Genomic DNA, 24,910 nt, shown 5'->3' on the forward strand with positions numbered 1-24,910 from the left:
GGTGCCGTCGCCCCAGGGAGACACCCTGGGGCGGCCACGGGTCACCGGTCGCGCAGCGCCACGGCCAGTTCTCGCCGGGAGGTGATGTCCAGCTTGGTGAAGACCTTGCGCAGGTGCCACTCGACGGTGCGCGGGCTGAGGAAGAGCATGGCGCCGATCTCGGGATTGGTCCGTCCCGCCACGGCCAGGCGTGCGATTCGCGCCTCCTGCGGAGTGAGGTCGACGGGCACGTCGAGGGCCCGCTTGCGTACGGTTTCCCCGGTCGCGGTCAGCTCCCGGCCCGCCCGGTCGGCGAAGCCCTCCGCGCCCGCCGTGGCGAACGTCTCGTACGCGTCACGCAGCTGTGTCCGGGCCTCACCGCGCCGGTTCTCCCGCCGCAGCCACTCGCCGTACAGCAGGCGTGCCCGGGCCAGTTGCAGCGCCAGCCTGGTGTTGGCGAGCTGCTCGATCGCCTCACGGTAGTGCTCGTCGGCGTGCCTCGGACCCGCGGTGAGCGCGTCGGCGAGGGCCTGGACACCGCGCGCCCATGCCGTGCCGGCAGCTCCGGTGCGCTCGGCCAGACGGTCACGGGTCTCGGCGGCCAGCCCGGCGTCTCCGACCCGGCTGGCGGCCTCGATCAGCTCGCTGAGCGTCCAGCTGAAGACGCCGAGGTCCGCATACTCGGCCGCGGACCGCGCGGCCGCCAGCGCAGCCGGGTACTGGCCGAGTCCATTGGACAGTACGGCCTTGGCATAGCCGGCGAGGCCGACCAGGCGGCCCTGCCCGCGCGCCTCACCCTCCCGGACCGTGGCGTCGATCAGTTCGACGGCGGGGAGTTCCTGACCGCGATGCGCGGCAAGGGTGAGCGCGGCGGATGGATGCATGGTCAGCCCGGTGGCCTGCTCGAGAGCGCAGGACTCATCGATCAGGTCGGACGCGTCGGCGAACCGGCCGCTGAACACCAGCGCACCGGCACGGAACACGAGCGCCGTCGGCAACAGCGACAACGAGCCGGTGGCGCGGGCGAACCGGACTGCCTGCTCCGTGAGCCGATGCCAGCCCTCGTCGTCCCACACCTCGTGTGCCACCGGGGCGGCCAGCCACAGCAGGGACAGGTCCTCCTCCGCGGTCAGCGCGTCAAGCGCGCGGCGCAGCTGCGGCACGGCGGCTGCATGCCCGTCCAGGTTCAAGGTGCTGAGTCCGGTCAGCAGCAGGCCGGTCACGTCGTCGCCGGCGGGTACTCCGCGGGCCGCCTCGGCGGCCCGGCGCAGGTCGTCGCCGCCGAACCGGCCGGCGTGCACGGCAGCGCCGGCCGCGCTGAGGTATGCGGCGCGGGCAGCGTCCAGATCGAGGTCGGTGAGGCAGCGGGCGGCGGCAAGCAGTGGCGGGCCGGCCGCCTGACCGGGGTTGAGGGTGAACGTGACCTGGGCGCGGAGCCGCTGCACCTCGGCGGCCTGCAAGGCGTCGAGCGGACCGAGCTCGGCGGCGGACAGCAACTGTGCCGCCTCGGCCGCAGCGCCGGCCTGCAGCTGGGCCTGCGCCGCGGCCAGGGTACGCGCGGCGCGCGACCGCGAATCCGGGGTGAGTTCGGCAGCCCGTACGAGAAACGACGCGGCAGCAGCGCGGCCCCCTCGGGCCAGCGCTCGACTGGCTGAGCGTTCCAGCTCACGCGCGACCTCCTCGTCCGGACCGACAGCGGCGTGCGCGCGGTGCCAGGCGCGGCGGTCAGGGTCGCGCCGGGGGTCGGTCACTTCGGCGAGAGCGCGATGCACGTCGCGCAGCTCGCTGGCCTCGGCCGCGCGCCAGGTGGCCGAGCGGACCAGCGGGTGGCGGAAGCGCACCCGGGCGCCGAACTCGACAAGCCCGGTGGCCTCGGCCGGCGCGGCGGCTTCGGGCCGGATGCCCAGGCGGTCGAGCGCGCGCCACAGCAGCGGGACGTCGCCGACCGGCTCGACGGCGGCGGCGAGCAGCAGTCGCCGGGTGTCCGCCGGCAGCGCGGCGACGCGTCGCTGAAAGCCCTCCTCCACTCGGCCGGCCACGGGTGCCCCGCTCTGGGCGCCGAAGCCGAAGGCCAACTCCGTGGGGGTGAGGCCGCGCGGCAGTTCGAGCAGAGCCAGCGGGTTGCCGCGCGTCTCGGCGACGATCCGGTCCCGTACGCGGTCATCGACCGGCCCGGGCAGCACGGAGTCCAGCAGCGCCCGCGCGTCCGCGGCAGGTAGCCCTTCCACGTGCAACTCCGGCAGGCCACCCAGGATCCGCTCGTCGTCGGGGCTACGGACGGCGAAGACCAACGCGACCGATTCGGCGTCCAGCCGGCGGGCGACGAAGGTGAGGATGACCTCGGACATCCGGTCCAGCCACTGGACGTCATCGACAATGCAGACCAGCGGCTGGTCCGACGCCGCCTCCGCGAACAGCCCCAGGACGGCGAGCCCGACGAGCAGCCCTTCCGGCGGCTCTCCGACGCTCAGCCCGAAGGCGACTGACAGGGCGGCGCGCTGCGGCTCGGGCAACTGGTCGAGGTGGTCCAGCAGAGGCGCGCAGAGATGCTGCAACGCGGAGTAGGCGATCTCCGACTCCGGCTCCACCCCGCCGACCCGGGCCAGACGGTCGGTCCGGGCCCTTTCGGTCAGGTAGTCGAGCAGCGCGGTCTTGCCGGCGCCCGCCTCGCCGCGCAGCACCAGCACTCGGCTGTTCCCGGCACGAACGTCACGGAGGAGGTCGTTGAGCAGGTTCTTCTCGCGCCTGCGGCCGCGTAGCGCCGGGCTGTCGGTGTTACGTGGCACGTGACCGGAGCCTACACGGAGCTCTCTTTCAGTAGGCCAGCACAGTCCGGGAACCCCCGGTGCCACTCGGATCGAAAACAGTTAACCGCGCGGAGTCGTGTGCATTTCCGTGTCAATTCTGAGGACGAGCGGTAATTGCTCAAGGTCACGGCGTTTCTCGTGAACAAAAAGGGAATGAGGTCGCTGAGCGTATCGAATACTGATCCGCTCGGTGACTCGGCCACCGAGGCCGTGCTGACCACGTGATCGACAGCCTCGGCGCGCCCGTCCGAGCCGGTGGACGGCCCCGGCGAGTGAGGAATCGGTGCGGAGCCAAGCGGCGGCCCCGGCACTGGTGCCGGGGCCGCCGCCTGTTCCCGTCGTGGTCAGGCGTGCGTGCAGTGGAAGTTGGCGGCCTGGGCGGGATCGCCGTGGCCGGTGTAGCGGGCCACCATCGGGTAGCGGCAGACGTCCCGGGTGACGGTCTCGCCGTTGGTGCTGGCCGAGGCGGGCAGGGTGGCCGGGGCGTGGCCCTTCTCCACCCAGTTCACGAGGGCGGCCAGCGCGTCGTCGTCGCTCACCTGCGGGCCCGTGCCGCCGCCGCAGTGGTTTACGCCGGGCAGCAGGAACAGCCGGTAGAAGTCGTCGACTCGCTTGTTGCCGCCGAAGGTCCGGTTGACCTGTTCCCGGTAGTCGACGGTGCCCAGGGTCGGGATCAGCTCGTCGGTCTGGCCGTGCCAGCTCAGCAGCTTGCCGCCGGCCCGCGCGAATCGCGACAGGTCGGGGTCGTCGGTGCCGATGACGTCGTTGAACTGGCGCTGCGATGAGCGAAGCAGCCGCTCGAACGACGCATACGTGATCTTGGACGTGTCGAAGGACGGATCCCGGGTCACGAAGTTCTGGACCCAGGCGTTGGCGACGAAGAACGGCGCGCCGGGAGTGGCCAGGGGATCGAGGCTGGCACCCTTGTTCGGGCCGTACCAGAGCTTCTTGCCCGTGCTGGAGACCGGACCGGCCCAGATCTTGTTGACCGCGTTGGCGGTGGCGCGGGAGATGGTGAACTCCTTGCCGTCGCAGACGACTGTGGTGCCGATCATCCGGCGGGCGTCCCAGTGGCAGTCTCGCGGGTTGTCGATGATGCCGTCGGCGACCCCGTCGAGGCCGTCACAGGCCTTGACCGCCGCCGTGGTGAGGGCGTCCAGCTCGCATTTGCTGGGTCGGACCTTCTCCTCGTTGAAGACGGCCTGCGACCACAGCGTCGCGACCGCGAACCGGTCCCAGTTGACCGCCGGCGCCTTCGCCAGGATGCCCTGAAAGTCGCTCGGGTGGTCCTGGGCCTCCGCGTAACCCTGGCGGCCGCCGGTCGAGCAACCGTTCCAGTACGCGTAGCTCGCGGGCCGGTGGTAGAAGTTCCGGGTCACGTCCTTGCCGACGACGGCCATGTCGTGCAGCGAGCGCGAGGCGAAGTTCTGCAGTAGCGGGGTGTTCACGGTGCCGTCGGCGGTGCGTCCCCAACTGGCGTCCAGCGGGTTCTGGCCGACGCCGGCGTCGGTCGCCGCTCCCACGTAGCCGCCCTTGACCGCTAGCACCAGCGGGTGGAGAAACTCGCCGGCAAGGTACGCGCTGCCGCCCGTGCCCTGGAACCGGCCGTTCCAGTCCTGCGGGTTCTGCGGCAGCGAGACCTTGATGTTGACGTGGTCGTTCGCCCCTGGGTGGGTCACGGTGACGGTGATGTCGCACCAGGCCGGCACGTCGTCGATCGGGGGGTAGTCGAGTAGGGGAGGGGCCGGCGGGAAGGTGACCCGTCCGCCGGGGTTGGCTACCGCCGTCACCTTCTCCACCACAGTGCCGGAGGGCGCGGAGACGGGAACGGCGGCGCAGGTCGTGGCAGTCGAAAGGCCGCCGGTGTGTACGGCGGTGGCGCTCGCGGCCATCGGCACCAGCGCGGCGGCTGCCGGCACCGCCGCCGCCAGCAGGACGATCAGGCGTCGTTTCATGCCGACACCCTCACCCGCGGCATGTGTGGCTCGCCCCAGGGAACCACCCTGGGGTGAGCCCTGGCGACTGGAAGCCGCGTCGCAACCGTCTCGGGCCGAGGCCACTCTACTGGCGGCGCCGGGCGTCGGCCTCGACGTCGAGCAGGTCGTTCAGCGCCAGCGCCGAGTTGATCAGGGAGAGGTGGCTGAACGCCTGCGGATAGTTGCCGATCTGCTCACCTGTCGCGGCGATCTCCTCGGCGTACAGGCCGAGATGGTTGCTGAAGGTGAACATCTTCTCGAAGGTGAGCCGGGCGTCGTCCAGGCGACCGGAGCGGGCCAGCGCCTCGACGTACCAGAACGTGCACATGTTGAAGGTGCCCTCGTGCCCGGGAAGGCCGTCGGGGGAGTGGACCGGGTCGTACCGGTGGACCAGGCTGTCGGAGACCAGCTCACGCTCGATGTTGTTCAAGGTGGACTGCCAGAGGGGGTCGCTCGGCGTCACGAAGCCGACCGCCGGCATGGCGAGCAGTGCCGCGTCCAGCACGTTCTCGTCGTACGCCTGCACGAAGCTGCCGCGTTCCCGATGGTATCCGCGGGCCATGACCTGGTTGTAGATCCGGTTGCGTTGCTCGGCCCAGATGGTGGTGTCCCCGGGTCGGCCGGTGCGGGTGGCGAGGCGGATGGCCCGGTCCAGCGCCACCCAGGACATCACCCGGCCGAAGGTGTAGTTGCGGGGGTGGTGGCGGCTCTCCCAGATGCCGGCGTCGGCCTGGTCCCAGTGGTGGCAGAGCCAGTCGACGAGCCGGACGGTGCTCTTCCACACCTGATGCGAGACGCGGATGCCCTGCTCGTCGGCGAGATGCATGGCGTAGAGGGCCTCGCCGTGGATGTCGAGTTGAAGCTGGTCGGCGGCGCCGTTGCCGATCCGCACCGGCCGGGAGCCGCGGTAGCCCTCCAGGTGGTCGAGAGTCTCCTCGTGCAGGTCGGAGGAGCCGTCCACCCGATACATGATCTTCAGCGGGTCCTGGTGGTCACCGGCCTCGCGGATCCGCTCGTCCAGCCAGTTCATGTACCGGCTGACCTCCTCGGTGAAGCCGAGGCCCAGCAGCGCGTGCACCGAGAACGACGTGTCGCGTACCCAGGTGTAGCGGTAGTCCCAGTTGCGGGTGCCGCCGACCAGCTCGGGCAGCGCGGCGGTGGGCGCGGCGATCATCGCACCGGTCGGCGCGTACGTCATGAGCTTCAGCGTGATGGCCGAGCGCTCGACCATCTCCCGCCACCGCCCGGTGTAGCGCGAGCGCTCCACCCAGCGCCGCCAATAGTCCCGGGTCCACTCGAACATCCCCTGGACCTCTGCCGGCGAGAAGATCCTTGGCTCCGTGCCGGCGGTCTCCAGCACCACCCCGCCGGTGTCACCCTCGTTCAACGTGCCGTACGCGACCAGGTCGCCGTCCTCCAGGTGGACTTCGCCTCCCTGCGAGATCATCTGCGGCACCGGGTCGATGGGGTTGAAGGTGAGCGCCGCCGACCGGCTGCGGAAGAGGTACCCATTGCGGTGGCGCTCCAGCTGGTGCTTCTCCCGGGCGTAGTCGAACCGGGGCCGGCACTCCACCCGGAACCGCATGCTGCCCCGGACCATGTTGACCATGCGGACCAGGCGGTGCGTGTCAGTGGTCAGATCGCCGGTGACCGGCATGAAGTCCATCACCTCGGCGACGCCGTCCGCGCTGATGAACCGGGTGATCAGGATCGGAGTGCCAGGCAGGTAGAGCTGCTTGGTGACGTACCGGACGTCGTGCGGGGCGATGCGAAAATAGCCACCGCGCTCACGGTCCAGCAATGCGGCGAAGATGCTCGGCGAGTCGAAGCGCGGCGCGCAGAACCAGTCGATCGTTCCGTCGCACGTCACCAGCGCGGCGGTCTGCAGGTCGCCGATGAGCCCGTGATCCTCGATCGCCGGATAGCTCTCCACGTCGTCCCCCGGTCTCGACAGCCCCTGGGCAGTAACCTAAGGGACGAATTGTCGAGTTCGGCATGATTACGTGCTCAGCCACCCTCCCGCGCGCCCCGGCGGGCCTCGACTGGTCCAGAGGGCAAAGGCCCGCAGCCGCCCCACCGGCGAGGCCGACATCTACCGGAACTCGGCCGTCGTTCTTCCCGCTCCCGAATGGTCCGCCGGTCGGTCAGCGCGCCGAGGGGTTGCGCGATGTCCGCACTGCGCATCAGCGGGGTCGACTCTTCTCGCACCCACCCCTATAGTCAGTTCCATTATGAAACTTACCGTCTTCTGGCGCTGGTGGGTGGCCGGCAGCACCAGTCACCTCGGCTCGGCAGTCGGCGGGGTGGCCCTGCCGCTGACCGCGCTGACCGTGCTGGACGCCTCGGCCTTCGAAATGGGTCTGATCACGGCGGCCGGCTATCTCGCGTACCTGTTGATCAGCCTGCCGGCGGGGGTGATCGTTCAGCGCGTGCCGCTGCGCGGCATGCAGGTCGCCCTGGATCTGACCCGGGCCCTCGCGATCGCGTCCGTCCCCCTGGCCTGGTGGTTCGACGCCCTGACGGTGGCCCAGCTGATCGCGGTCGCGTTGGTCGTGAGCTTCGCCAACGTGCTGTTCGACGTAGCGAACCAGACCTTTCTGCCGGAGATCGTGCCGGCCGCGCAGCTGCAGGCGCGCAACAGCCTCAACTCCGGCACCCATGCCGCCACCCAGCTGGGCGGGCCGTCCCTGGGCGGACTCGCGGTGCAGCTACTGGGCGCGGTGCCGACGCTGTTCGTGGACGCCGTCAGCTATCTGATCTCCGCCGTGCTGCTGCGGACCCTCCCGGCCCGGCGGGTGCAGCGACCGGCCGAACGGCCACCGATGGTCACGATGATCCGCAAGGGCTGGCACTTCGTGCTCCGACACCCCATCATCGGGCCGGCCATGTGGGACGCCACCGCGACGAACTTCGTCTGCGGCGCGATGCTGGCCCTCTTCCCGTACTACCTGGTGCGCGAGCTGCACGCGTCGCCGTTCATGGTCGGGCTGCTGCTCGCCGCCGACGGCCTCGGCACGCTCATCGGCGCGGCGCTGACCACCCGGTTCACCGATCGGGTCGGCACCGCACGCGGCCTGATCGTCGCGGCCTTCGTGGGCGTGGCCGGTGCGCTCATCATCCCGCTGGGCACAGGCACCGCCGCCTACCTCGCCTTCGCCGCCGGCAACCTCATCTTCGCCGGCTCCTCGGTGGTGCTCAGCGTGACCACCCGCACCTACCGGATGCTCGCCAGTCCGCCAGACCTCCTGTCGCGGGTGATCGCCACGGTCAAGTTCGTCTCCTGGGGCGCCATCCCGATCGGCGGCCTGCTCGCCGGCGCCCTGGCCGGGTCGATCGGTGCCCGCACCACACTGCTGATCTTCGGGGCTCTTACCGTGCTGTCCCCGATCATCTACCTGTCGACCCCGATCCGCCGGCTGCGGGACCTGCCGCTCGACCCCGCTCCGCAACCCGCCGAAGCTCGGGTGTGAACCGCCCGGCCCAGCCCCTTCCCCCACATCAGGGCGGCGACCCGCGTGTCGACGGGTGCCTTGCCGCAGCCCGGTGCCTTACCCCTTCGGCGCGCCGAAGGGGTAAGGCACCGCGGGCAGGCCCCGGCGGTGGAGGTCAGCCGCTTTGGTGGCGGCCGGTGGAGCGGATTGACCGGCGACCGCTCTCCTGATCCGGCTCGTTGTCCGCCACCGGGTTGCCCAGCCGGGTCACCCAGTCGACGAACTCCGCGTCCTGCCGCGGCAGCGGCTCGCCGTCCGTCGGAGTGCCCGCGCCGTCCCCGTCGGCCCGGGACTTGTTGCGCCGGAACAGGCCCAGCCGCCCGCTGGCACGTCCCGCCTCGACGGCGGCGACCGGATCGGTCCCGGCGGGGCCGGCCGGGGCGGCGTCGGTCGTGGGCGGGGGCCCGGCGCGCTGGGCGGTCGCGAAGGCGTCCCAGTTCGCGGCCTGGTTCAGGTTGGGCAGGGGCGGCCGGTGCCGAGGTGGGGGCGCCGGTTCGGGCCTCTCCTGCGTGCCGGCCGAGTGGGTCGCCTCGGCGCCCCGAGCGGGTTCGGTCGAGGATGGCACCCGCCGTGCTGGAACGACCGGCCAGGTCGCCTGAACCCGCGTCCGTTCGGTCTTCGGCGGCTGGTACATCCGGCTGGTCCCCGGGGCGACGAGTGCCCCGTCGGGCATCCCGTCGGGTTCGGTGTTGTCGGCCGCCTCCGCAGTCCCATAGCCGTCCCCTCCGGGGCCTGCGGAAAGGTAGGCCGCCGTCGCGGGGACCGGTTCCGATGTCTCCGGGGTGTCGTCGAGGTCGGCCGGTGTGGCGGGGTCGGCGGGTGCGGCGGTAACAGCCGGTGCGGCGATCCGCGTCGCGGAGCCGGCCGGTACGGCGCCGACGTCGCGGTCGCCGGCCGGCGCACCGGAGCCCAGCGGTTCGGCTGCGGTCGGGAGCTTCGCCGCGGTCGCGCCGACGACCGGCCCGGTTGCGGCCAACTCGACGGGCTCCGGCTCGTCGGTCGTACCACCGGCGGCCGGCGTCATGGCCTGCGGCACGGCGGAGCCGGCGGACAGCGGACGGAGGATGTCGGTCGGCTCGACGACCCGCGCTTCGGCGGTGCGCGGCAGGAGCGGCCAGCGGAACGACGCGACCGCGGCCGAACCGAGCACACCGGCGGCGACGGCGAGCAGCGCGCCGTAGTACGGCGTGATCTGGTACCGGTCGACGGCGTCGCCGGGACCGGCGGTCAGGTAGGCGAACGCGACCAGCGCCGTGCCGGCCGCACCGGTCGCGCCGTTGACCAGCGGCGGATGCCCGCGCCAGCGGCCCAGCCCGCCGGTCACCGCGCCGATGAGCAGGGCCACCGCCGGCAGGATCATGATCGCCTGCCGGTGTGCCGCGTCGGCGCCGAGTCCGGCCGGCTCCAGCACGCCGAGCCGTACGGCGGGCAACGGCCCGGCGGTCGCGAGTGACGGGACGACCGAGACGAGCGCCAGCAGCCAGACCACGCCGCCCACCGCCGCCAGGTTCCAGCCCAGCGGCGGCTTCACCAGTACGGCGATCGCGGCACCCGCGCCGACCAGCGCGCCGAGCGTCGCGCAGATGACGACGGCCCAGATCGGGTCCACAGAGAAACTCTCCGCTGCCCGGGCCGGCCGGAGGCAGAGCGGCACCACGACGATGGCACCCAGCGCGGCGGCGGCGGCGACGGCCACCAAACTGCCCGTGCTCTTCAGGACCCCGTACCGGCGGGCCAGGCGTGCGCTCACGACGGTGCCGGCTACGGCGGCGTGTGCCGCGAACCAGCCCACCCAGACAAGCTGGGCAGGCCACTGGTTGACGGCGGCGCCGGTGGAAGCGCCGCTGAGCTGGACGATGCCGAAGCTGAATGCGATGCCGAGCTGACCGGCGCCGGCGAGCACGCCCACCCCGAGCGCTGTGAGCAACAGGTTACGCCACATGCGAGAGAACATGTCGGGCACGTTACGCATTTGGTGCGCCGGTTTGGACCGAAATGCCGGATCTCGCGTAGGGCCGCCGTGCCAGCGGTTACTCAGTTCGACCAGGCGGGCGACGTACGGGGTACCGCCCATGCTGGTGAGCATGTGGACGGTGCCCGGGTCGCGGTGGACGACGCCGCCGGTCGGCTCATCCCCACCGCGAGGCGTTTCGAGGTCGAACGTGGCCGGTCCTTCTCCGACTTCACGGCCCTCGTCGCGCGCCAAGGCTGCCGCCGACCGCGCGCCAACTTCGTCGCCGAGGACTGGTCATGTTTGACGGCCAACGCCGGCGTCCTCTCCGCCGCCGCCGACGCCGCACCGAGACCCGGCGACGCCGCCGGTCAGCGGGTGGCGCTTCGGCGGCGCGCGCCTACTCAGGCGGCAGCTGCTGCGCCACCCGATCCAGGCCGCCCTTGATGAGCTGCCCGTACTCGTCGTCGCCAAGCGCGCCGATACCCGCTCGCGCACACTGGAGATACTCGCGGGCACGGTCGAGATCGCCGAGCTTGCGGTAGCACTCACCCAGGTTGAGGTGCAACGACGGATACAGACCAGCCACCGACATCGGCACGCCAGCCTGCGCGAGCCGGGCATCGGTGAGCAAGTCGACCGCTGCCAGCGCTCGCTGATCCCAGATCAACTCCTGGTGGACGTCGTCCTGCACATCGGCCATCGAGTGCGCGAGGACGCAAACGTGCAAAGGATCGCCTCGCTCCCCGCCGATCTCGTCCCAGATCTGCGCAAACAAGTCGCGAGCAGCCTCACGCTGGCCTTGATGATGATGCAACTGCACCCCTTGGTTGATGCGGGCGAGCGTTGCATCATTGATCATCGGCTGCTCCTGCACGGTTCATGTCGCGACGATGGCTTGGATCGTACTTCGCCCCAAAACCATCGGCAGACCACTGGCCGGCTGCCGACGATGCGTTCGGTGCGCTCGATGCCTGCGCGGGGCGGCTGCGCGTCCCGGGAGCGGGTGGGGGCATTATCGTTCTGGCGTGCACATCCGTTTTGACGTCCCAGCCGATCCCGCGTACCCAGGCCGCGTGGCCGCTGCGCTCAGCACCGTCCGGCTGCGCAAATACGGCTATATCGGCGCGGTGCTGGCGACGGTCGGGGCGATCGGTTTCGCCGTCTCGCGAGGGTTCGGGTGGGGGGACCGGATCTCACCACTGTGCACGGCGTTGGTCGTGGGTGGCCTGCTGTCGATGCTGTACTCGCCTTGGGTGCGGTTGCGCGCCCGGCGCCGCTCCAGTCGCTACGCCGTCGAGGGCGCCTACGACATCACCGATGACAACATCATGATGCGCAGCGGCTCGGAGTCCGGCGGCATCGCCTGGGACGGGGTCGCCCAGGTAAGGGACACCCCTGAGTTCTGGATCGTGTTCGTCGGCCGGATGCCGGCGACCGTGATCCCACGCCGGTTGATGTCCGCCGAGGATGCCGAGACGTTGCGAGCCTATATGGCCAAGCGTGGGCTGCTCCGGCTCCGGTGAACTCCGATGAGCGGGTGTCCGGCTGGCCGCACGCTACCCGGCTGTCGCCGTCAAGCCTTCGCCTCCGCGGCCGTCTGCGATCAGCGCTTCGATTTCCGCCGCCACCTCTGGTAGTCCGCCATCGCCGAGCCGTCGGCCGGCCCGCAGATCGATGAGGTGGCGGACGACCGTCAGATGCTCGGTGAGGTCGGCGGGGCCGGGGGGATAGGTGCCCCGCTCCATCTCCGAGACAGTGGCGGACAGCCCAGTCACCACGTGGCCGAGCTGTGTACTCGCCGTGTGAGAGAAATCCAGTACGTCGATACCGGCGTCACGTGCTGCATCAAGGGCTCGTAGCAGGCCGAGTTGGGCGTCGTACCAGAGCCCGAAGAGGGCGAGGTCCCAGACCGCGGCCGCCTCCGGCGTCTCTCCGACGAAGCGAGGCCTGCTCAGCAGCTCGAGGGTCGTCCGGTGTTGTTCGAACGCGTGTCGCGAGCCGCTGTACAGGATCGTTGCGGCGTCAGTGCCGATCATCTCGGGCGACGCCTGAATCCCCGCGTCGAGGTATCGCGCCTCCAGGCTGGTGACCCGCTGGGCGGCAGACCGAGCTTCGCCAGGCGTACCCGTGTACATCCCGACAATCGTCTGCCCGGACAGGTCTCTGTCGAGCTGGGTGAGGCACTGCTCTACCGCCGTGTAGTCCTTGAGGGTCAGGAAGATGAGGGTGCTGGAGGACACCGCCTCCCGGACGGACCGCGCTGGTAGCGCCCCCGCGGCCACCAGCTCGGTTGCACGACTTTCGGTGCGGTTCCACACCGTGACGTCGTATCCCCCTCCCAGCAGTCGATGTACCACCGCACTGCCGATGGCCCCCGTGCCAACGACCGCGACCCTGGGTGCTGACTGCTCGACTTCGACCATGGCGCGATCGTCCAACGTCAACCTCGCTTGAGGTCAAGCCGACTGCTCCATCACGACCAGTAGGTCGGGCTGCGCCGAACCGCCCAGCGGAAGCTGATGCCTTCTACGGCGATCCGTCAGGAACTCTTGGTAGCCGACGCCTGCTGGGCTGCCGATCGGTAAATATGAAGCGTGTTGCCGGGGGCGTCGGGATACTGCCTCGGTGACCCTTGCCGCACTGCCTCGACTGCTCCGACCTCGTGCCCTGCGGCCCGGAGATCTGGTCGTGATCGCATCGCTGTCCGGCCGCTCCATGCCGTTTACGAGCCCGACCTCGAGCAGGCGGTGGTCGTGCTCGAGCGGATGGGATTCCGCGTGCGCCGGGCACCATTACTCGAAGCGGGGCGGCACCACTGGTGGAGCGCGGGTACGCCGGCGGAGATCGCCAGGGAACTCAATGCCCTTCTGCGTGATCCTGAGGTGCGCGCCATCATCGCTCATGACGGCGGCCAGACGGCGCTCGGCTACCTCGATCTGATCGACGTTGAGGCGATCACTGCCGACCCCAAGCCGATCCTCGGCTACAGCGACATCTCGCTGCTGCACCTGGTGCTCTATGCGCGCACGGGCCTGGTCGGGTTCCACGCCGACTTGGCCACTCCTGGACTCGGCGGGGCGTGGCAGGTCGCGCCCGCGGCGCGCAGAGCGGAGCTTGAGAAGCTCTACTCGGCGCTGCTGACCGGCACTGACGCGATCGGTGCGCTGCCTGCCAGCCCGTCATGGGAGTGCTGGCGTGCCGGTCGTGCCGAAGGCCGGCTGATCGGCGGAGTGCTCAATCGCATCATGCGGGCGCAGGCGACGCGTTTCGCGCTGCCGCTCGAGTGGTTCGACGGCGCGGTGCTGTTCTGGGAGGAGATGGGCGGCTACGCGTCCTGGGTGTGGAGCGATCTGCAGGTGCTGCGGCACTGCGGGATCCTCGATCGAATCGCCGGCATGGTCGTGGGCGTCCCGCACGCGATCGATGGACTCGGCGCGCCCGACGCGTCGCCGACCCTTCCCGAGATAGTCCTCGACGTCCTCGGCGACCGTGACATCCCGGTCCTGGGCAACGTCGAGTTCGGGCACGCCGGCCCGAATCTGCCGATGCCGGTCGGCATCCGCGTCGCCCTCGATGCCCAGCAGAGGAGTCTGTCGCTGCTCGAACCGGCGGTACGCCCGCTCATGGTGACCGACCGGGCGGCTGAGTAACGCGGATCAGTCAGCTGAGCTGTTCGGCCAGCCCGACGATGATGCCCTCCGGGCCGCGGACGTAGCAGAGCCGATAGATGTCCTCGTACTGCGCCAGCTCGCCGACTAGTTCGGCGCCGTGGGTACGCAGGCGGGAAACGACGTCCTCGATGTCGTCGACGGCGAACATGATGCGACGGATGCCCAGCGTGTTCGCCGGTGCATCCTTCGGCTCAGCGCTGATCGCCTTCGGCCTGTGGAACCTCGCCAGCTCGATCCGGCCGTGGCCGTCCGGGGTCCGCAGCATTGCGACGTCCTGTCGGACGTCGTCGATCCCGATGACACGCTCGACCCAGCGTCCCTCGATCGGCCCTTTGCCCTCCAGCTGCATGCCGAGTTCGACGAAGAACGCAATTACCGCGTCGAGATCGTCGACAACGATGAGGACGTTGTCCATCCGCTGGATCGTCATGCAGGGTCTCCTTGGGCGTGTGCGGCCACGGTGGCCGCATCCGTTCCTGAGACGGAGCCGCCACGCCGTTCTCGACAGGCTGTGCACCATCTTCTGCGAAACCTCGTGACGAGGCGGTGGCCAACACGCGCCAGCCGTACCGTTTCGGGTCAGCCGGCGAGCTGGTCGCGGCGGCGGGTGAGGTAGGCCCGCTCCGCGGGGTTGCCGGCGAGATCGATGGCACGGTCGTACGCCGCCCGCGACTCGCCACCGCGCCCGAGTCGCCGCAGCAGGTCGGCGCGCGCGGCGTGGAAGGCGTGGTAGCCGTCAAGGACCTCGGCGAGCCGGTCGATCTCGGCGAGCCCGACCCCGGGGCCGTCGACTTCGGCGACCGCGACCGCCCGGTTGAGCCGCACGATCGGCGAGGGGTCGAGCAGCACCAGGCGGCCGTAGAGGGCGACGATGGTGGACCAGTCGGTGTCCCGGGCGGATGGGGCATCCGTGTGGACCACGTTGATCGCGGCCTGCAGCTGGTAGCGCCCGGGTGGGTCACCGCCGGCCGCCACCGCCTCGATCCGCTCGCGGACCAGGGCGTTGCCCTCGGCGATGAGGGTGCGGTCCCATGCGCCGCGGTCCTGCTCGTCGAGGGTCACCAGCTCCCCGGTGCGGGACACGCGCGCCGACCGCCGGGCGTCGGTGAGGAGCATCAGGGCAAGCAGGCCGACTACCTCGCCGTCGTCCGGGAGGAGAGTTCGGAGCAGGCGGCCGAGGCGGATCGCCTCGTCGGTGAGGTCGACGCGCACCGGGTCGTTCCCCTCGCTGGCGAGATAGCCCTCGTTGAAGACGAGGTAGACGACCGCGAGCACGCCGGCGAGCCGCTCGCGGATGTCGTCGGCCGAGGGCACCCGGTAGGGAATGTGTGCCGCTTTGATCTTTGCCTTGGCGCGGGTGATCCGTCGCGCCATCGCATTTTCCTGCACCAGAAAGGCGCGGGCGATCTCGGCGACGGTGAGGCCGCCGAGCAGGCGGAGGGTGAGCGCCACCCGGGCCTCCATCGCGAGCGCGGGGTGGCAGCAGGTGAAGATCAGTCTGAGCCGGTCGTCCTCGACCGGGCCGGTCGGCTCAGGAGGGGAGTCGTCGTACACCATCCGGGCCGCCTGGTGTTTGGCGTCGCGCTGTGACTCGCGACGGAGCCGGTCGATGGCCTTGCGGGTCGCGGTGGTGGCGATCCAACCGCCGGGATTGGGCGGTACGCCCTCGCGCGGCCACCGTTCCGCAGCCGCTACGAACGCTTCGGCCGTCGCTTCCTCGGCGACGTCGAGGTCGCCGAAACGGCGCGCGAGGCCGGCGACCACCCGCGCCCACTCCTCGTGGTGGACACGGGTGATCGCCTGCTCGACGGTGGGGCCAGTCACGGCGCCGGCAGCGCTCGGACGGATTCCTCGGTTCGGAAGGGACGCACCTCGACCCTGCCGCGGCACGCCTTCGACCCCTCGGCGGCAAGCGCCAGGGCCACGTCGAGGTCGGCCGCCTCGATCACCCAGAAGCCGTCGAGGTGCTCCTTCGCCTCCAGGTAGGGCCCGTCGGTGAAGGCCGGCTTCTCGCCCTGCCCGTCGACGGTGGTGGCGGTCGTCGGGGGCTCCAGGCCGTCGGCGAAGACGAAGTGACCGTCCCTGTGGAGCCGCTCGTTGAAGGCGCCGGTGTCGGCGAACGCCTGCAGCATGGCCTCCTGGAAGGGGTAGGTGGCGAACTCGGGGCGCTCGGCCGGTCCGTAGACGGACAGCAGATACCTGGGCACCGCGCTCAACTCACCCCGGAGCCGTTACGCCGGGGCTCACCGGGACCTCGGAACCGGTGCACCTCCTGCGGCCAGTCGAGCACGGTCGCGAGCCTGCCAGCCCAGTATCGCGCCGCCTCGTCGTCGGGCACGTCCACGACGGCGAAGCCGCCGAGGTGCTCCTTCGTCTCGACGTACGGGCCGTCGGTGAAGACGGGCTTGCCGTCGACCGGCTCGACACTGCACACCGCGGTTGACCGGTCGAGTCCGCCGTTGCTGAAGATCAGGACACCCTCGGCCCGCATCTCCTCGATCACGGCCCGTCCGGCCGTGCCCTTCTCGCGCAGCTCCTCCGCCGTGTGTTCGCGCACCCACTCGTCGTTGAAGGCGATCAGGTACTCCGTCATGGTCGTCTCCCCTCAGTCCCGGACGAGGGCCTGTCCCGACTCCTCGTGTCCGGCGGTCCCGCCCGGGTCCCGCACACTGTTTCCACGAACGGCCACGCCTTGATACGACAACCTCTCCTGCTTCCGCTTCGATATGGCGTGTACGCACATGCCCAGTCGCGTCAGCGCGGTTCGGCGGACAGGGCGACCACGCTGCCGATAAGGCGACCGGAGGTTCAGACGGTGAAGTCCGCAGGCGCACCCTCACCGACGCGACCATCCACAGCTTCACGGAGAATGTCGGCGTGGCCGGTGTGGCGCGCGTACTCCTCAACCATGTCCAACAGCATGGCGCGAACGTCGGGCGTGCGACCGTCCGGCCAGGTGAAGGATGCTGGTCCGTCGAGCCCGCGCTCCTTGATGACCTCAGTAACGAGCTTGCGCGAACGCTCGACGGCGTCTCGCCACACTGCGTAGACCTCTTCCGGAGAGTCCAGCGCCCCGGTGCGCCATTCCCAGTCAGGATCGGCGTCGAAATCTACGGCGTCCCACGGCGCTCCGTAGTCATGTCCGGCGAGCTTGACAGCCAGCCAGTCTGCCTCGACCAGAGCCATATGCTTGACGAGACCACCGAGCGTCATCGCGCTGGCGGCCGTGGTCGCGCGCATGCCCTTTTCGTCGAGTCCGGACGTTTTCCAGGCGAAGGTCCGGCGGTTGCGATCGAGGACGGACAGCAGGGATTCGGCCTCGGTGGGAGCTGCTGACGGGGAAGGCTGTGGGGCCGTCTCGCTCATGACCGGGAGCATAGCCATACTGCTCGTCCATCGCTCACCGTCAGATGCGGACGACCAGCAGCTTCTTCAACGAACTCCGAATCCTCGGTCAGGAGATCCCGGACGGGCGGCACGTTCGGCTGGAGGTAGCTGCGATCTTTGCGTCGATGGCTGATCTGTGGCCTCTCTACACTCCTTCACGTGACACTGCAGGCGTACGACCGGGGGGTGCTTGCCGCGCAGCGCAGGGCCTTCGACGAGGCTCGTGAGCAGTTGGAGCTGGCCGGGCCGGATGACCGGGCGCTGCTGTTGTTGGGCCAGTTGGCAAGCAGTGGTCACGGCGAGCGGGCAGATCCGGTGCGGGCCCGCGGGCTGTACGAGCGTGCGGCTGACCTGGGCAATGCCGAGGCGGCGCACAACCTCGGGGTGCTGCACGCCACCGGCCGGGGTGTAGCGCAGGACCAGGCGGCGGCGTTGCGGTGGTATCAGCGTTCCGCCGAGTTGGGCCACGTGCCCGCTCGCCGGATGGTTGGTCTGATGTACGCCACCGGTCAGGGCGTGCCGCCGGACCAGGACGAGGCGGAGCGACACTGGCGTCTGGCGGCTGCTGCCGGGGAGGTGCGGGCTGCGCACGATCTGGGCACGCTCTTCGCGTACCACAAGGTGGACCTGCCGGAGGCCGCCTTCTGGTACCTGGAGGCCGCCAAGGCGGGCGCCGAGATGGCCGAGCGGGAGCTGGCGCTGCTCGCACCGAAGCTCCGCATGCCGGCTTCAGTGGACCGCCGGGCGCGCACCATGCTCGGCGTGATCCGCGCCTTCCATCTCGGAGATCCGGCCGGAGGTGTGAAGCTGCTGGCCGTCTCGGCCGACGACGGTGATCCGGTCGCTCAGCGCACCCTCGGTTACCTGGTGCAGCACGGCATCGGCGCGACAGCGGACGACGCTCGGGCGGCCACTCTCTACCGGGCCGCCGCCGAGGCAGGGGACCCAATCGCCGCATTCAACCTCGGTGTCCTGGCCACTGGTTCTGATGAGGCGGTGCACTGGCTGCGCCAGGCCGCCAAGGCCGGCATCACTGAGGCGTACTCACGGCTGGGTGACCGGCTCAGCGAGCGTGACCTCGACGAGGAGGCGCTGCGGTGGTATGTGCGGGGTGCCGAGGCCGGCGACAAGGCCAGCATGTTCGCGGCGGCCTGCTGGTACCGCGACGGATTCGGTCGACCGGTCGACCTCGTGCAGGCACTTCGGTGGTACCTGGCCATGCTCAACGTCGGCAGCGGCGACGGCATCCACGAAGCGCACGCGATCCTGCCGGGAATGACCACCAACGACATCCACGAAGCGGGCCGGCTCTCGGCACGGCTGCTGGAGGCGGACCTCTTCGTGCAGCAGCAGGCTTCCCGGAACGCTGCCTCCGATTGACCTGACGCTTCCACTGCCCCCTCGGGGAACCGGGTGGCGCCGGGGCGCCGGAGTGACGGTGCCGAGGCGTACGACGCTCTCCCGGCGGGAGCGCGATGACCACGGTCATCACATGCTCTCCCGCCGGGATGAACGGCTGCTCGGCCTCCTGCAGCATGGCGAACGCCGGCTGGGCGGTGAGCCGGGCCGGGGGTCTACTCGCCGGACTTGGTCCGGCCCAGCCAGCTGGCGTACGTGATCTCCCCGAGGACCGCCCCGTCGCCCGGCACCAGACTCCGCTCGCCCAACTCGGCGCCGAAGTAGCGCGCGTGCGGGTCGGTGACCACCTCGCGTGGATCGCCCAGCGCGGCCAGGGCGGTCCGGAAGAACTGATCCATCCAAACCTGCTCGGGCCCGGCCACCTCGACCCGCCCGTTCAGCGGCGACCCCACCGCCACCCGGACGAGCGCCTGGGCCACCTCGTCGCCAGCCATGGGCTGGAAGAGCACCGGCGCCATCCGCACCGTGCCACCGTCCGCGCCGGCGTCGGCGATGCCCTTGACGAACTCGAAGAACTGGGTTGCGTGCACGATCGAGAACGGGATCGACGAGTCCTCGATCAGCTTCTCCTGCGCGGCCTTTGCCCGGAAGTAGCCGTTCTCGGGCAGCCGCTCGGTCCCCACGATCGACAACGCCACGTGGTGGCTCACACCGGCCGCTGCCTCCGCCGCGAGCAGATTGCCGGTGGAGGTCGTGAAGAACTCCATCACCGCGGTGTCCTCCCACGAGGGGGCGTTCGACACGTCGACCACCACGGACGCCCCGGCCAACGCCTCGGCCAGGCCCTCGCCGGTGAGGGTGTTGACGCCGGTATTCGGTGCCGCCGGCACCGCCTCGTGGCCGTGCTCGCCGAGCTTCGCCACGACCTTCGACCCGATCAGGCCAGTGCCGCCGATTACCACGATCTTCATGACGAACCCTTCTGTTGGCCGGGGCGCCGGTTGCCGTCCGGTCACCAGCTAAGACCGGGAACTCCCCTGGCCTGTGACATGTGTAGCGACAGGAGACCGGCCTCGCGCCCTCAGCCCGAAGTCCCGTACTGGCGGACCACCCGGTCGATGCGGCGGTCGGGGACGACCCACATGATCACGATGGCGACGAAGCACGCCAGGGCAATCCAGACGCCGAGACGACCGCCCCGGTCGATCGTCAGCGCGCTGAGGATCCCGATGACGTCGAACACCACGGAGATCTTGCCCTTGCGGTCGGCGCCGACGGCGCGGCGCAGCGGCGACTCCGGTCCCTGCTGCCGGATGATCACCCGCTGGAGCACGAGGTAGGCGACGGCCGCGCTGAGCAGGTTCAGACCGTAGATGACCACCGGGATCTGCTCGAACCTCGATTCGGACACCCAGGTTGTCGTGAACGGGACCAGCGACAGGCAGAAGAGCAGCGCCAGGTTCGCCCACAGCACACCACCGTTGACCCGCCGCACCAGGTGGAACATGTGGTGGTGGGTGTTCCAGTAGATGCCCACATAGACGAAGCTGAGAAGATACGTCAGCAGCCCGACGCCGGTCGTGTGGACGAGGTCGGAGAGATGGTGACCCTCCGGCACCCTCAGCTCCAGCACCATGATCGTGATGATGATGGCGAGCACCCCATCACTGAACGCCTCCAGCCGAGCAGGCCTCATCGCGTCACCCCTTTCGACCTGGATCCGCTTCGGACGCCCCATGGGCGCCCTTCTCAACGGGCGATGAAAGCCACCAGCGCCGCGTTCGCACGGTGGGCACAGCCCGCGGACGGCACGTCGTCGGCGAACTGGTGGTGGAGGGCGTCCGGCCGGGTCAAGGTGTCCTCCTGGTGAGTTTCGGTTTCCACAAGCCGAGACAGCGCGGCCGCGGAATCTGTGACAGGCCTGTGCTTGCTGTCACTCCTCGCGCCCGGACGTTGGGCCGTGCCGCATGTCCGACCCACCATGGGCCTGGTGGCAGCCGCGACGTCAGCAGAACGGGGGCGAGGGATGGTGGACTCCGGTGGGGATCCGCACCCGGTCGACACGAACGATCTTGAGGAGGCCGCGGCGGTCTTCACGAGCGTGCGGCCGCGCCTGTTCGGGATCGCGTATCGCATGCTCAGCAGCGCCGCCGAGGCCGAGGATCTGGTGCAGGAGGTGTGGCTGCGGTGGCAGACGTGTGACCGCGACGCCGTGATCGACCCGGCTGCGTTCCTGGCGACGACGACGACCCGACTAGCCATCAACGCGCTGCAGTCCGCGCGGGTGCGGCGCGAGACGTACCTCGGACCGTGGCTGCCGGAACCCGTCGACCCGGGCGCGGACCTGAACCTGGCGGCCGAGCGCAGCGAGGCCCTGAAGCTCGCGGCCCTGCTGCTGTTGGAGAAGCTCACGCCCAGCGGGCGCGCCGCGTATGTCCTGCGGGAGGCGTTCGACTACCCGTATGCGGAGATCGCCGACATCCTGCAGTCGACCGAACCCGCGGTGCGCCAGCTGGTCAGCCGGGCGCGTCGAGACATCGCGAGTGAGCGGCGTACGCCGGCGGGCGCGGCCGCGCACCGACGGCTGCTGACCACGTTCATCGCGGCCGCTCGCTCCGGCGACATGACCGCGGTCGAGCAGGCGGCAGCGATGACCGTACGCCAGCGGGTGCGGCCGCGCAGGCGCAGCTGCTGACCGCACCCGACGGCGAACGCCAAGAGATCATCGTGTGCCTGGTCGAGCTGCTACGCGTCCGCCGATCCGTGGTCGTGTGCCCGATCACGATCGGGCGCCGCGTGGCACAAAGCCTGGCCTCACCTGGTTGTAGCTGGTAGCGGTTCGTTGGAGGTTGCCATGCGCAGAATCCTGATCGTGGGCGGCGGCTACGCCGGTTTCTACACGGCCTGGCGGTTGGAGAAGAAGCTCCGTCGCGGCGAGGCAGAGGTCACGCTCGTCGATCCCCGGCCGTACATGACCTATCAGCCGTTCCTGCCCGAGGTCGCCGCGGGCTCGGTCGAGGCCCGCCACGTCGCCGTCTCGCTGCGCGGCCACCTCCGCCGCACCACCGTCATCACCGGTAGTGTGACCGAAATCGACCACGGGCGCAGGACGGCGACCATCCGGCCGCTGGACGGCCCCGACCGCCAGTTCGAGTACGACATCGTCGTGGTCACGGCGGGCGCGGTGACCCGTACCTTCCCGATCCCCGGGGTCGCGGAGGGTGCGATCGGGCTCAAGCACGTCGAGGAGGCGGTCGCGATCAGGGACCGGCTGCTCACCGCATTCGAGCGCGCCTCGGCCCTTCCACCGGGCCCGGAGCGCACACGGCTGCTGACCGTGACCGTCGTCGGCGGCGGGTTCACCGGAGTCGAAGGCTTCGGGGAACTGCTGTCGCTCGCGACGGCGCTGCTCAAGCGCTACCCGGAGCTCACCTTCTCGGATCTCAGCTATCACCTCGTCGAGGCGCAGGGCCGGATCCTTCCCGAGGTGACCGACGACGTGGGGCGGTGGGTGGTCCGCCACCTCGAGGAGCGAGGCGCTCACATCCACCTCGACACGCAGCTCGTCTCGGCCGAGGACGGGCACGTGGTGCTCTCGACCGGCGAGGAGTACGACACCGAGCTGTTGATCTGGACCGCGGGCAACGGTGCCAATCCCGTCGTCGCCAAGCACACCGACCTGCCGGTCGACGAGAAGGGTCGGCTGCAGGTGCGTGCCGACCTGCGGGTCGGCACGGCGGACGCCGCGATCCCCGACGCCTGGGGCGCGGGCGACAATGCCGCGGTTCCGGACCTCGCCTCGGCGATCCCGGGCGCCCAGACGGTGCCGAACGCGCAACACGCCGTACGGCAGGGGAAACTGCTGGCCGCGAACCTGGTCGCCGACCTCCGCGGGCGACGGGTCAAGCCGTACGCGCACCACAGCCTCGGTGTCGTCGCGACCCTCGGTCTCGGGCGCGGGGTGTTCCAGTACCGCCGACTGGTCGTCAAGGGGTTCACGGCCTGGATGATGCACCGCGGATACCACGTGCTCGCCGTGCCGACCTGGGAACGCAAGGTCCGCGTCCTGCTGGTCTGGCTCAGTGCCGTGCTGTTCGGCCGCGACACCGTCTCGCTGCAGGCGGTGCAGCAACCACGGGCCGCGTTCACCGCCGCCGGCGCGCCCCGCCCTGCCACCGGTGGCGCTCGGCGATAGTCGACGAGGCCGTCACCTGCCGGTCGCGCGCCGAGATCGGCCTGGACGACATGCTGCGCGGGAACCGGCGCGGCCCGCGCCCGCTGCGCTGGGTGTACCTGCACGTGCTGCGCGAGCTCGCGCAGCACGTGCAGCACGCAGACATCCTGCGCGAGCAGCTCCTGAACGGGTAGCGCGGAGGCGTCCGCACCTGCCGGCCGACAGGCGTTGACGCCCACCTGCGGTCAGGTCGCGCGGAGGTACTCCTCCCAGGACAGCTTTGGTGTGACGGCGGGGCCGTCGTCGGCCGCCCGGTTGGCCAGTCCATTGAGGCCGAGGTAGTAGTCGCCGGCCTGATGCTGGGCACCGATCGACTGGTCCGTGTCGGCCAGGGCGATGGCGTGGATGTGATAGGGCCAATCCCCCTGCGACGGGGTGCGGAGCCACGCCGCGAAACCCACCCGGCGCAGCTGCCTGACGACGTTGGTCCGATAGGTGGAGGACATGCCGCTCACCGAGAGGTCGAGCGCTCCGCCGCCGTCATGGGTGCCGGCCGAGGCCGGGGTGCTGGAACTGTAGGAGCCCTGTGTGATCGTCAGCTGTGCGCCGAGGAGTCGTTCGGCCTCGAACAGCATGCTCCTGGTACGTGTGTTCACCTGTGCGCCGCGTAGCGTGACCACGCTGCCGGGGGAGAGCGACCGCGTGATCGTGAACCGCTGCTCGCCCAACAGTCGCAGCGAGGTTGGTCCGGGCAGGCCGGTGGCGTCGAGGCCCGAGTATCCCAGGGACCGCTGGTAGGCGGCGTACGCTGCGATGGTGCTGGTGCCGAAGTGGCCGTCGACGTAGGTGGCCGTGAGCAGACCTCGCGCCTGTAGCGCACGCTCCACCTGAAGCACGCTGTCCTTGCTGCCCGAGGTGATCGCCGTGTCCGCTCTACGCGGGTCGATCTGTGCCGCCTTGATGAGCGCCTCCATGTCAACCACAGGGAGAGCCGCGCGAGCGCTCTGGCCGACGAGGGCCGAGCCCGTCATCGCGGCCGTGGCGGTGATCAGCAATTGTCTCCTGGTGAGCACTGTTCCTCCATGGGATGTGACCGGCCGATGGTCCGGAAGGGCCGCGGGGGCAGGTTGAGGCGCGGCGCACGCGAAGGTGTCAGCCGCGGCGTGCGCCGGGGATGTAGCCGTCGTGGCTGGCGTGGACGTAGGCGTCGGAGATGGATCGACCGCTGCCGCGGTTGTCGGGACCTCCGATGCAGAGACTTTTCGATGTTTCGATGGATCGTGGCAGAAAATTTCACGTCGCGGAAGAGTCCTGATCACCGCCAAGTGGCCGGCGCGCCCGCAGTCCGGCGTGTCCGGCTGGCCCACAGGCAGGGGCTGCGGCAACGGCTCAGCGATAGCCTGCTGTCATGGGGAGCGCCGAACTGGATGAGTTGATCGTCGCGGACGCCGAGGCGCTGCGCGGGTGGTTGTCGGCCAACCACGCCACCTCACCAGGCGTCTGGCTCGCTCTGACCAGGAAGGGCGGCACGGTCACCACGCTGACCTGGCAGCAGGCGGTCGACGAGGCCCTGTGTTTCGGCTGGATCGACGGGCAGGCCCGTAAACGGGACCAGGAGACCTCCTGGATCCGGTTCACCCCTCGCCGGCTCCGCAGTTCCTGGTCACAACGCAACGTCGCCCATGTGGCCCGGCTCGAGGCGCAGGGGCGAATGCTGCCCGCAGGCCGCGCCGCGGCGGAAGCCGCGAAGGCGGACGGGCGGTGGGCGGCCGCCTACGCCCCGCCGTCGGAAGCCGAGGTACCGGCCGACCTGCTCGCCGCCATCGCTGCCGACCCCGCCGCCCAGGCCATGTTCGACGTGCTCACCAAAACCAACCGGTTCGCCCTCATCCATCGCGTCAATGCCGTCAAACGGGCGCAGACCCGCGAGCGGAAGATCGGCGAGTTCGTCGCCATGCTGGCCCGTCACGAGACGATCTACCCGCAGAAGGCCAAGCCGCCGGATTCGTCAACGCGTTGAAGATCGACCCGATTGGCTCGGCCACCAGCATGCGCTGGGGCACTAGCTTGAGCACGGGCCGCCGGCGGCGGCGGTGCGGCCGGATCTCCGTA

Annotated in this window: 22 protein-coding genes and 1 pseudogene; 8 read left to right on the plus strand and 15 right to left on the minus strand. The window is 70.2% G+C overall.

Annotation, left to right across the window (positions count from 1 at the left end; genetic code table 11):
• Positions 1-41 precede the first annotated feature (41 nt).
• From ACIP9D_RS20185 to ACIP9D_RS20195, 3 genes are all read right to left on the minus strand, one after another.
• A complete protein-coding gene (locus ACIP9D_RS20185) occupies positions 42-2,765 on the minus strand; it encodes an AAA family ATPase (RefSeq protein ID WP_350876068.1) in 2,724 nt (907 codons plus the stop codon).
• A 365-nt stretch (positions 2,766-3,130) separates the two neighbouring features.
• The gene (locus ACIP9D_RS20190) at positions 3,131-4,741 is read right to left on the minus strand and encodes a tannase/feruloyl esterase family alpha/beta hydrolase (RefSeq protein WP_350876066.1); all 1,611 of its coding nucleotides are present in this window, start codon (positions 4,739-4,741) and stop codon (positions 3,131-3,133) included.
• A gap of 106 nt (positions 4,742-4,847) precedes the next feature.
• On the minus strand, positions 4,848-6,695 hold the full coding sequence (locus tag ACIP9D_RS20195) for a glycoside hydrolase family 15 protein (protein WP_350876064.1): 1,848 nt from the start codon (positions 6,693-6,695) through the stop codon (positions 4,848-4,850).
• A 298-nt stretch (positions 6,696-6,993) separates the two neighbouring features.
• On the opposite strand from ACIP9D_RS20195, the gene ACIP9D_RS20200 reads away from it, so the two are divergent.
• The gene (locus ACIP9D_RS20200; protein WP_350876062.1) at positions 6,994-8,232 is read left to right on the plus strand and encodes an MFS transporter; all 1,239 of its coding nucleotides are present in this window, start codon (positions 6,994-6,996) and stop codon (positions 8,230-8,232) included.
• 136 nt (positions 8,233-8,368) lie between these two features.
• Here ACIP9D_RS20200 and ACIP9D_RS20205 read toward each other — a convergent pair whose 3' ends face one another.
• From ACIP9D_RS20205 to ACIP9D_RS20215, 3 genes and pseudogenes are all read right to left on the minus strand, one after another.
• On the minus strand, positions 8,369-10,207 hold the full coding sequence (locus ACIP9D_RS20205) for a hypothetical protein (RefSeq protein WP_350876145.1): 1,839 nt from the start codon (positions 10,205-10,207) through the stop codon (positions 8,369-8,371).
• A gap of 81 nt (positions 10,208-10,288) precedes the next feature.
• Positions 10,289-10,387, minus strand: a pseudogene (locus ACIP9D_RS20210) (cupin); the annotation flags it as partial.
• 217 nt (positions 10,388-10,604) lie between these two features.
• On the minus strand, positions 10,605-11,081 hold the full coding sequence (locus ACIP9D_RS20215) for a tetratricopeptide repeat protein (RefSeq protein WP_350876061.1): 477 nt from the start codon (positions 11,079-11,081) through the stop codon (positions 10,605-10,607).
• Between the two features lie 151 nt (positions 11,082-11,232).
• Here ACIP9D_RS20215 and ACIP9D_RS20220 point away from each other — a divergent pair, with 151 nt between their 5' ends.
• Positions 11,233-11,730: a YcxB family protein gene (locus tag ACIP9D_RS20220; protein WP_350876059.1), complete on the plus strand. Its 498-nt coding sequence runs from the start codon at positions 11,233-11,235 to the stop codon at positions 11,728-11,730.
• 33 nt (positions 11,731-11,763) lie between these two features.
• Here ACIP9D_RS20220 and ACIP9D_RS20225 read toward each other — a convergent pair whose 3' ends face one another.
• Positions 11,764-12,630 carry an NAD(P)-binding domain-containing protein gene (locus tag ACIP9D_RS20225; RefSeq protein WP_350876057.1) on the minus strand — a complete coding sequence of 289 codons (867 nt, stop codon included), beginning with the start codon at positions 12,628-12,630 and terminating at the stop codon, positions 11,764-11,766.
• 171 nt (positions 12,631-12,801) lie between these two features.
• Between ACIP9D_RS20225 and ACIP9D_RS20230 the strand changes: the two genes are divergently transcribed.
• Positions 12,802-13,857 carry an LD-carboxypeptidase gene (locus tag ACIP9D_RS20230; protein WP_350876055.1) on the plus strand — a complete coding sequence of 352 codons (1,056 nt, stop codon included), beginning with the start codon at positions 12,802-12,804 and terminating at the stop codon, positions 13,855-13,857.
• A gap of 10 nt (positions 13,858-13,867) precedes the next feature.
• Here ACIP9D_RS20230 and ACIP9D_RS20235 read toward each other — a convergent pair whose 3' ends face one another.
• The 5 genes from ACIP9D_RS20235 to ACIP9D_RS20255 form a co-directional block, all read right to left on the minus strand.
• Positions 13,868-14,308: a VOC family protein gene (locus ACIP9D_RS20235; RefSeq protein WP_350876053.1), complete on the minus strand. Its 441-nt coding sequence runs from the start codon at positions 14,306-14,308 to the stop codon at positions 13,868-13,870.
• 149 nt (positions 14,309-14,457) lie between these two features.
• On the minus strand, positions 14,458-15,702 hold the full coding sequence (locus ACIP9D_RS20240; RefSeq protein WP_350876051.1) for a DUF6596 domain-containing protein: 1,245 nt from the start codon (positions 15,700-15,702) through the stop codon (positions 14,458-14,460).
• On the minus strand, positions 15,699-16,085 hold the full coding sequence (locus ACIP9D_RS20245; RefSeq protein WP_400450492.1) for a YciI family protein: 387 nt from the start codon (positions 16,083-16,085) through the stop codon (positions 15,699-15,701). The genes ACIP9D_RS20240 and ACIP9D_RS20245 overlap by 4 nt, the downstream gene beginning before the upstream one ends.
• Before the next feature lie 5 nt (positions 16,086-16,090).
• On the minus strand, positions 16,091-16,471 hold the full coding sequence (locus tag ACIP9D_RS20250; protein WP_350876047.1) for a YciI family protein: 381 nt from the start codon (positions 16,469-16,471) through the stop codon (positions 16,091-16,093).
• Between the two features lie 215 nt (positions 16,472-16,686).
• Entirely contained in the window at positions 16,687-17,244 is a 558-nt protein-coding gene (locus ACIP9D_RS20255) for a DinB family protein (protein WP_350876045.1), read from the minus strand.
• 180 nt (positions 17,245-17,424) lie between these two features.
• Between ACIP9D_RS20255 and ACIP9D_RS20260 the strand changes: the two genes are divergently transcribed.
• On the plus strand, positions 17,425-18,645 hold the full coding sequence (locus ACIP9D_RS20260) for a tetratricopeptide repeat protein (protein WP_350876043.1): 1,221 nt from the start codon (positions 17,425-17,427) through the stop codon (positions 18,643-18,645).
• Between the two features lie 194 nt (positions 18,646-18,839).
• On the opposite strand, the gene ACIP9D_RS20265 is transcribed toward ACIP9D_RS20260, so the two are convergent.
• Together ACIP9D_RS20265 and ACIP9D_RS20270 are read right to left on the minus strand one after the other, a co-directional pair.
• Positions 18,840-19,595 (minus strand): SDR family oxidoreductase, encoded by a 756-nt coding sequence (locus ACIP9D_RS20265; RefSeq protein WP_350876041.1) that lies wholly within the window; start codon positions 19,593-19,595, stop codon positions 18,840-18,842.
• A 110-nt stretch (positions 19,596-19,705) separates the two neighbouring features.
• Positions 19,706-20,320, minus strand: a complete 615-nt coding sequence (locus tag ACIP9D_RS20270; protein ID WP_350876039.1) for a TMEM175 family protein — start codon at positions 20,318-20,320, stop codon at positions 19,706-19,708.
• Between the two features lie 330 nt (positions 20,321-20,650).
• Here ACIP9D_RS20270 and ACIP9D_RS20275 point away from each other — a divergent pair, with 330 nt between their 5' ends.
• The 3 genes from ACIP9D_RS20275 to ACIP9D_RS20285 all read left to right on the plus strand — a co-directional run bounded on the left by ACIP9D_RS20275 (position 20,651) and on the right by ACIP9D_RS20285 (position 22,992).
• Positions 20,651-21,319, plus strand: coding sequence for a sigma-70 family RNA polymerase sigma factor (locus ACIP9D_RS20275; protein WP_400450577.1), 669 nt, complete (start codon positions 20,651-20,653; stop codon positions 21,317-21,319).
• Between the two features lie 159 nt (positions 21,320-21,478).
• Positions 21,479-22,819 carry an NAD(P)/FAD-dependent oxidoreductase gene (locus ACIP9D_RS20280; protein WP_350876035.1) on the plus strand — a complete coding sequence of 447 codons (1,341 nt, stop codon included), beginning with the start codon at positions 21,479-21,481 and terminating at the stop codon, positions 22,817-22,819.
• Positions 22,820-22,860: 41 nt separating this feature from the next.
• Positions 22,861-22,992 carry a DUF664 domain-containing protein gene (locus tag ACIP9D_RS20285; RefSeq protein WP_400450578.1) on the plus strand — a complete coding sequence of 44 codons (132 nt, stop codon included), beginning with the start codon at positions 22,861-22,863 and terminating at the stop codon, positions 22,990-22,992.
• 51 nt (positions 22,993-23,043) lie between these two features.
• Here ACIP9D_RS20285 and ACIP9D_RS20290 read toward each other — a convergent pair whose 3' ends face one another.
• A complete protein-coding gene (locus tag ACIP9D_RS20290; RefSeq protein ID WP_350876033.1) occupies positions 23,044-23,871 on the minus strand; it encodes a peptidoglycan-binding domain-containing protein in 828 nt (275 codons plus the stop codon).
• Positions 23,872-24,206: 335 nt separating this feature from the next.
• On the opposite strand from ACIP9D_RS20290, the gene ACIP9D_RS20295 reads away from it, so the two are divergent.
• Positions 24,207-24,818, plus strand: coding sequence for a YdeI/OmpD-associated family protein (locus ACIP9D_RS20295; RefSeq protein WP_350876031.1), 612 nt, complete (start codon positions 24,207-24,209; stop codon positions 24,816-24,818).
• The last annotated feature ends 92 nt before the right edge of the window (positions 24,819-24,910 follow it).

Source organism: Micromonospora sp. NPDC093243 (genome assembly GCF_044753725.1).
Lineage (GTDB): Bacteria > Actinomycetota > Actinomycetes > Mycobacteriales > Micromonosporaceae > Micromonospora.

What these genes read in the sequence shown, in the direction of transcription:
- ACIP9D_RS20270 (WP_350876039.1), bottom strand. Translation starts at nt 20,320, where the DNA reads ATGAGGCCTGCTCGGCTGGAGGCGTTCAGTGATGGGGTGCTCGCCATC.
- ACIP9D_RS20295 (WP_350876031.1), top strand. Translation starts at nt 24,207, where the DNA reads ATGGGGAGCGCCGAACTGGATGAGTTGATCGTCGCGGACGCCGAGGCG.
- ACIP9D_RS20225 (WP_350876057.1), bottom strand. Translation starts at nt 12,630, where the DNA reads ATGGTCGAAGTCGAGCAGTCAGCACCCAGGGTCGCGGTCGTTGGCACG.
- ACIP9D_RS20275 (WP_400450577.1), top strand. Translation starts at nt 20,651, where the DNA reads ATGGTGGACTCCGGTGGGGATCCGCACCCGGTCGACACGAACGATCTT.
- ACIP9D_RS20235 (WP_350876053.1), bottom strand. Translation starts at nt 14,308, where the DNA reads ATGACGATCCAGCGGATGGACAACGTCCTCATCGTTGTCGACGATCTC.
- ACIP9D_RS20200 (WP_350876062.1), top strand. Translation starts at nt 6,994, where the DNA reads ATGAAACTTACCGTCTTCTGGCGCTGGTGGGTGGCCGGCAGCACCAGT.
- ACIP9D_RS20190 (WP_350876066.1), bottom strand. Translation starts at nt 4,741, where the DNA reads ATGAAACGACGCCTGATCGTCCTGCTGGCGGCGGCGGTGCCGGCAGCC.
- ACIP9D_RS20250 (WP_350876047.1), bottom strand. Translation starts at nt 16,471, where the DNA reads ATGACGGAGTACCTGATCGCCTTCAACGACGAGTGGGTGCGCGAACAC.
- ACIP9D_RS20280 (WP_350876035.1), top strand. Translation starts at nt 21,479, where the DNA reads ATGCGCAGAATCCTGATCGTGGGCGGCGGCTACGCCGGTTTCTACACG.
- ACIP9D_RS20205 (WP_350876145.1), bottom strand. Translation starts at nt 10,207, where the DNA reads ATGTTCTCTCGCATGTGGCGTAACCTGTTGCTCACAGCGCTCGGGGTG.
- ACIP9D_RS20265 (WP_350876041.1), bottom strand. Translation starts at nt 19,595, where the DNA reads ATGAAGATCGTGGTAATCGGCGGCACTGGCCTGATCGGGTCGAAGGTC.
- ACIP9D_RS20255 (WP_350876045.1), bottom strand. Translation starts at nt 17,244, where the DNA reads ATGAGCGAGACGGCCCCACAGCCTTCCCCGTCAGCAGCTCCCACCGAG.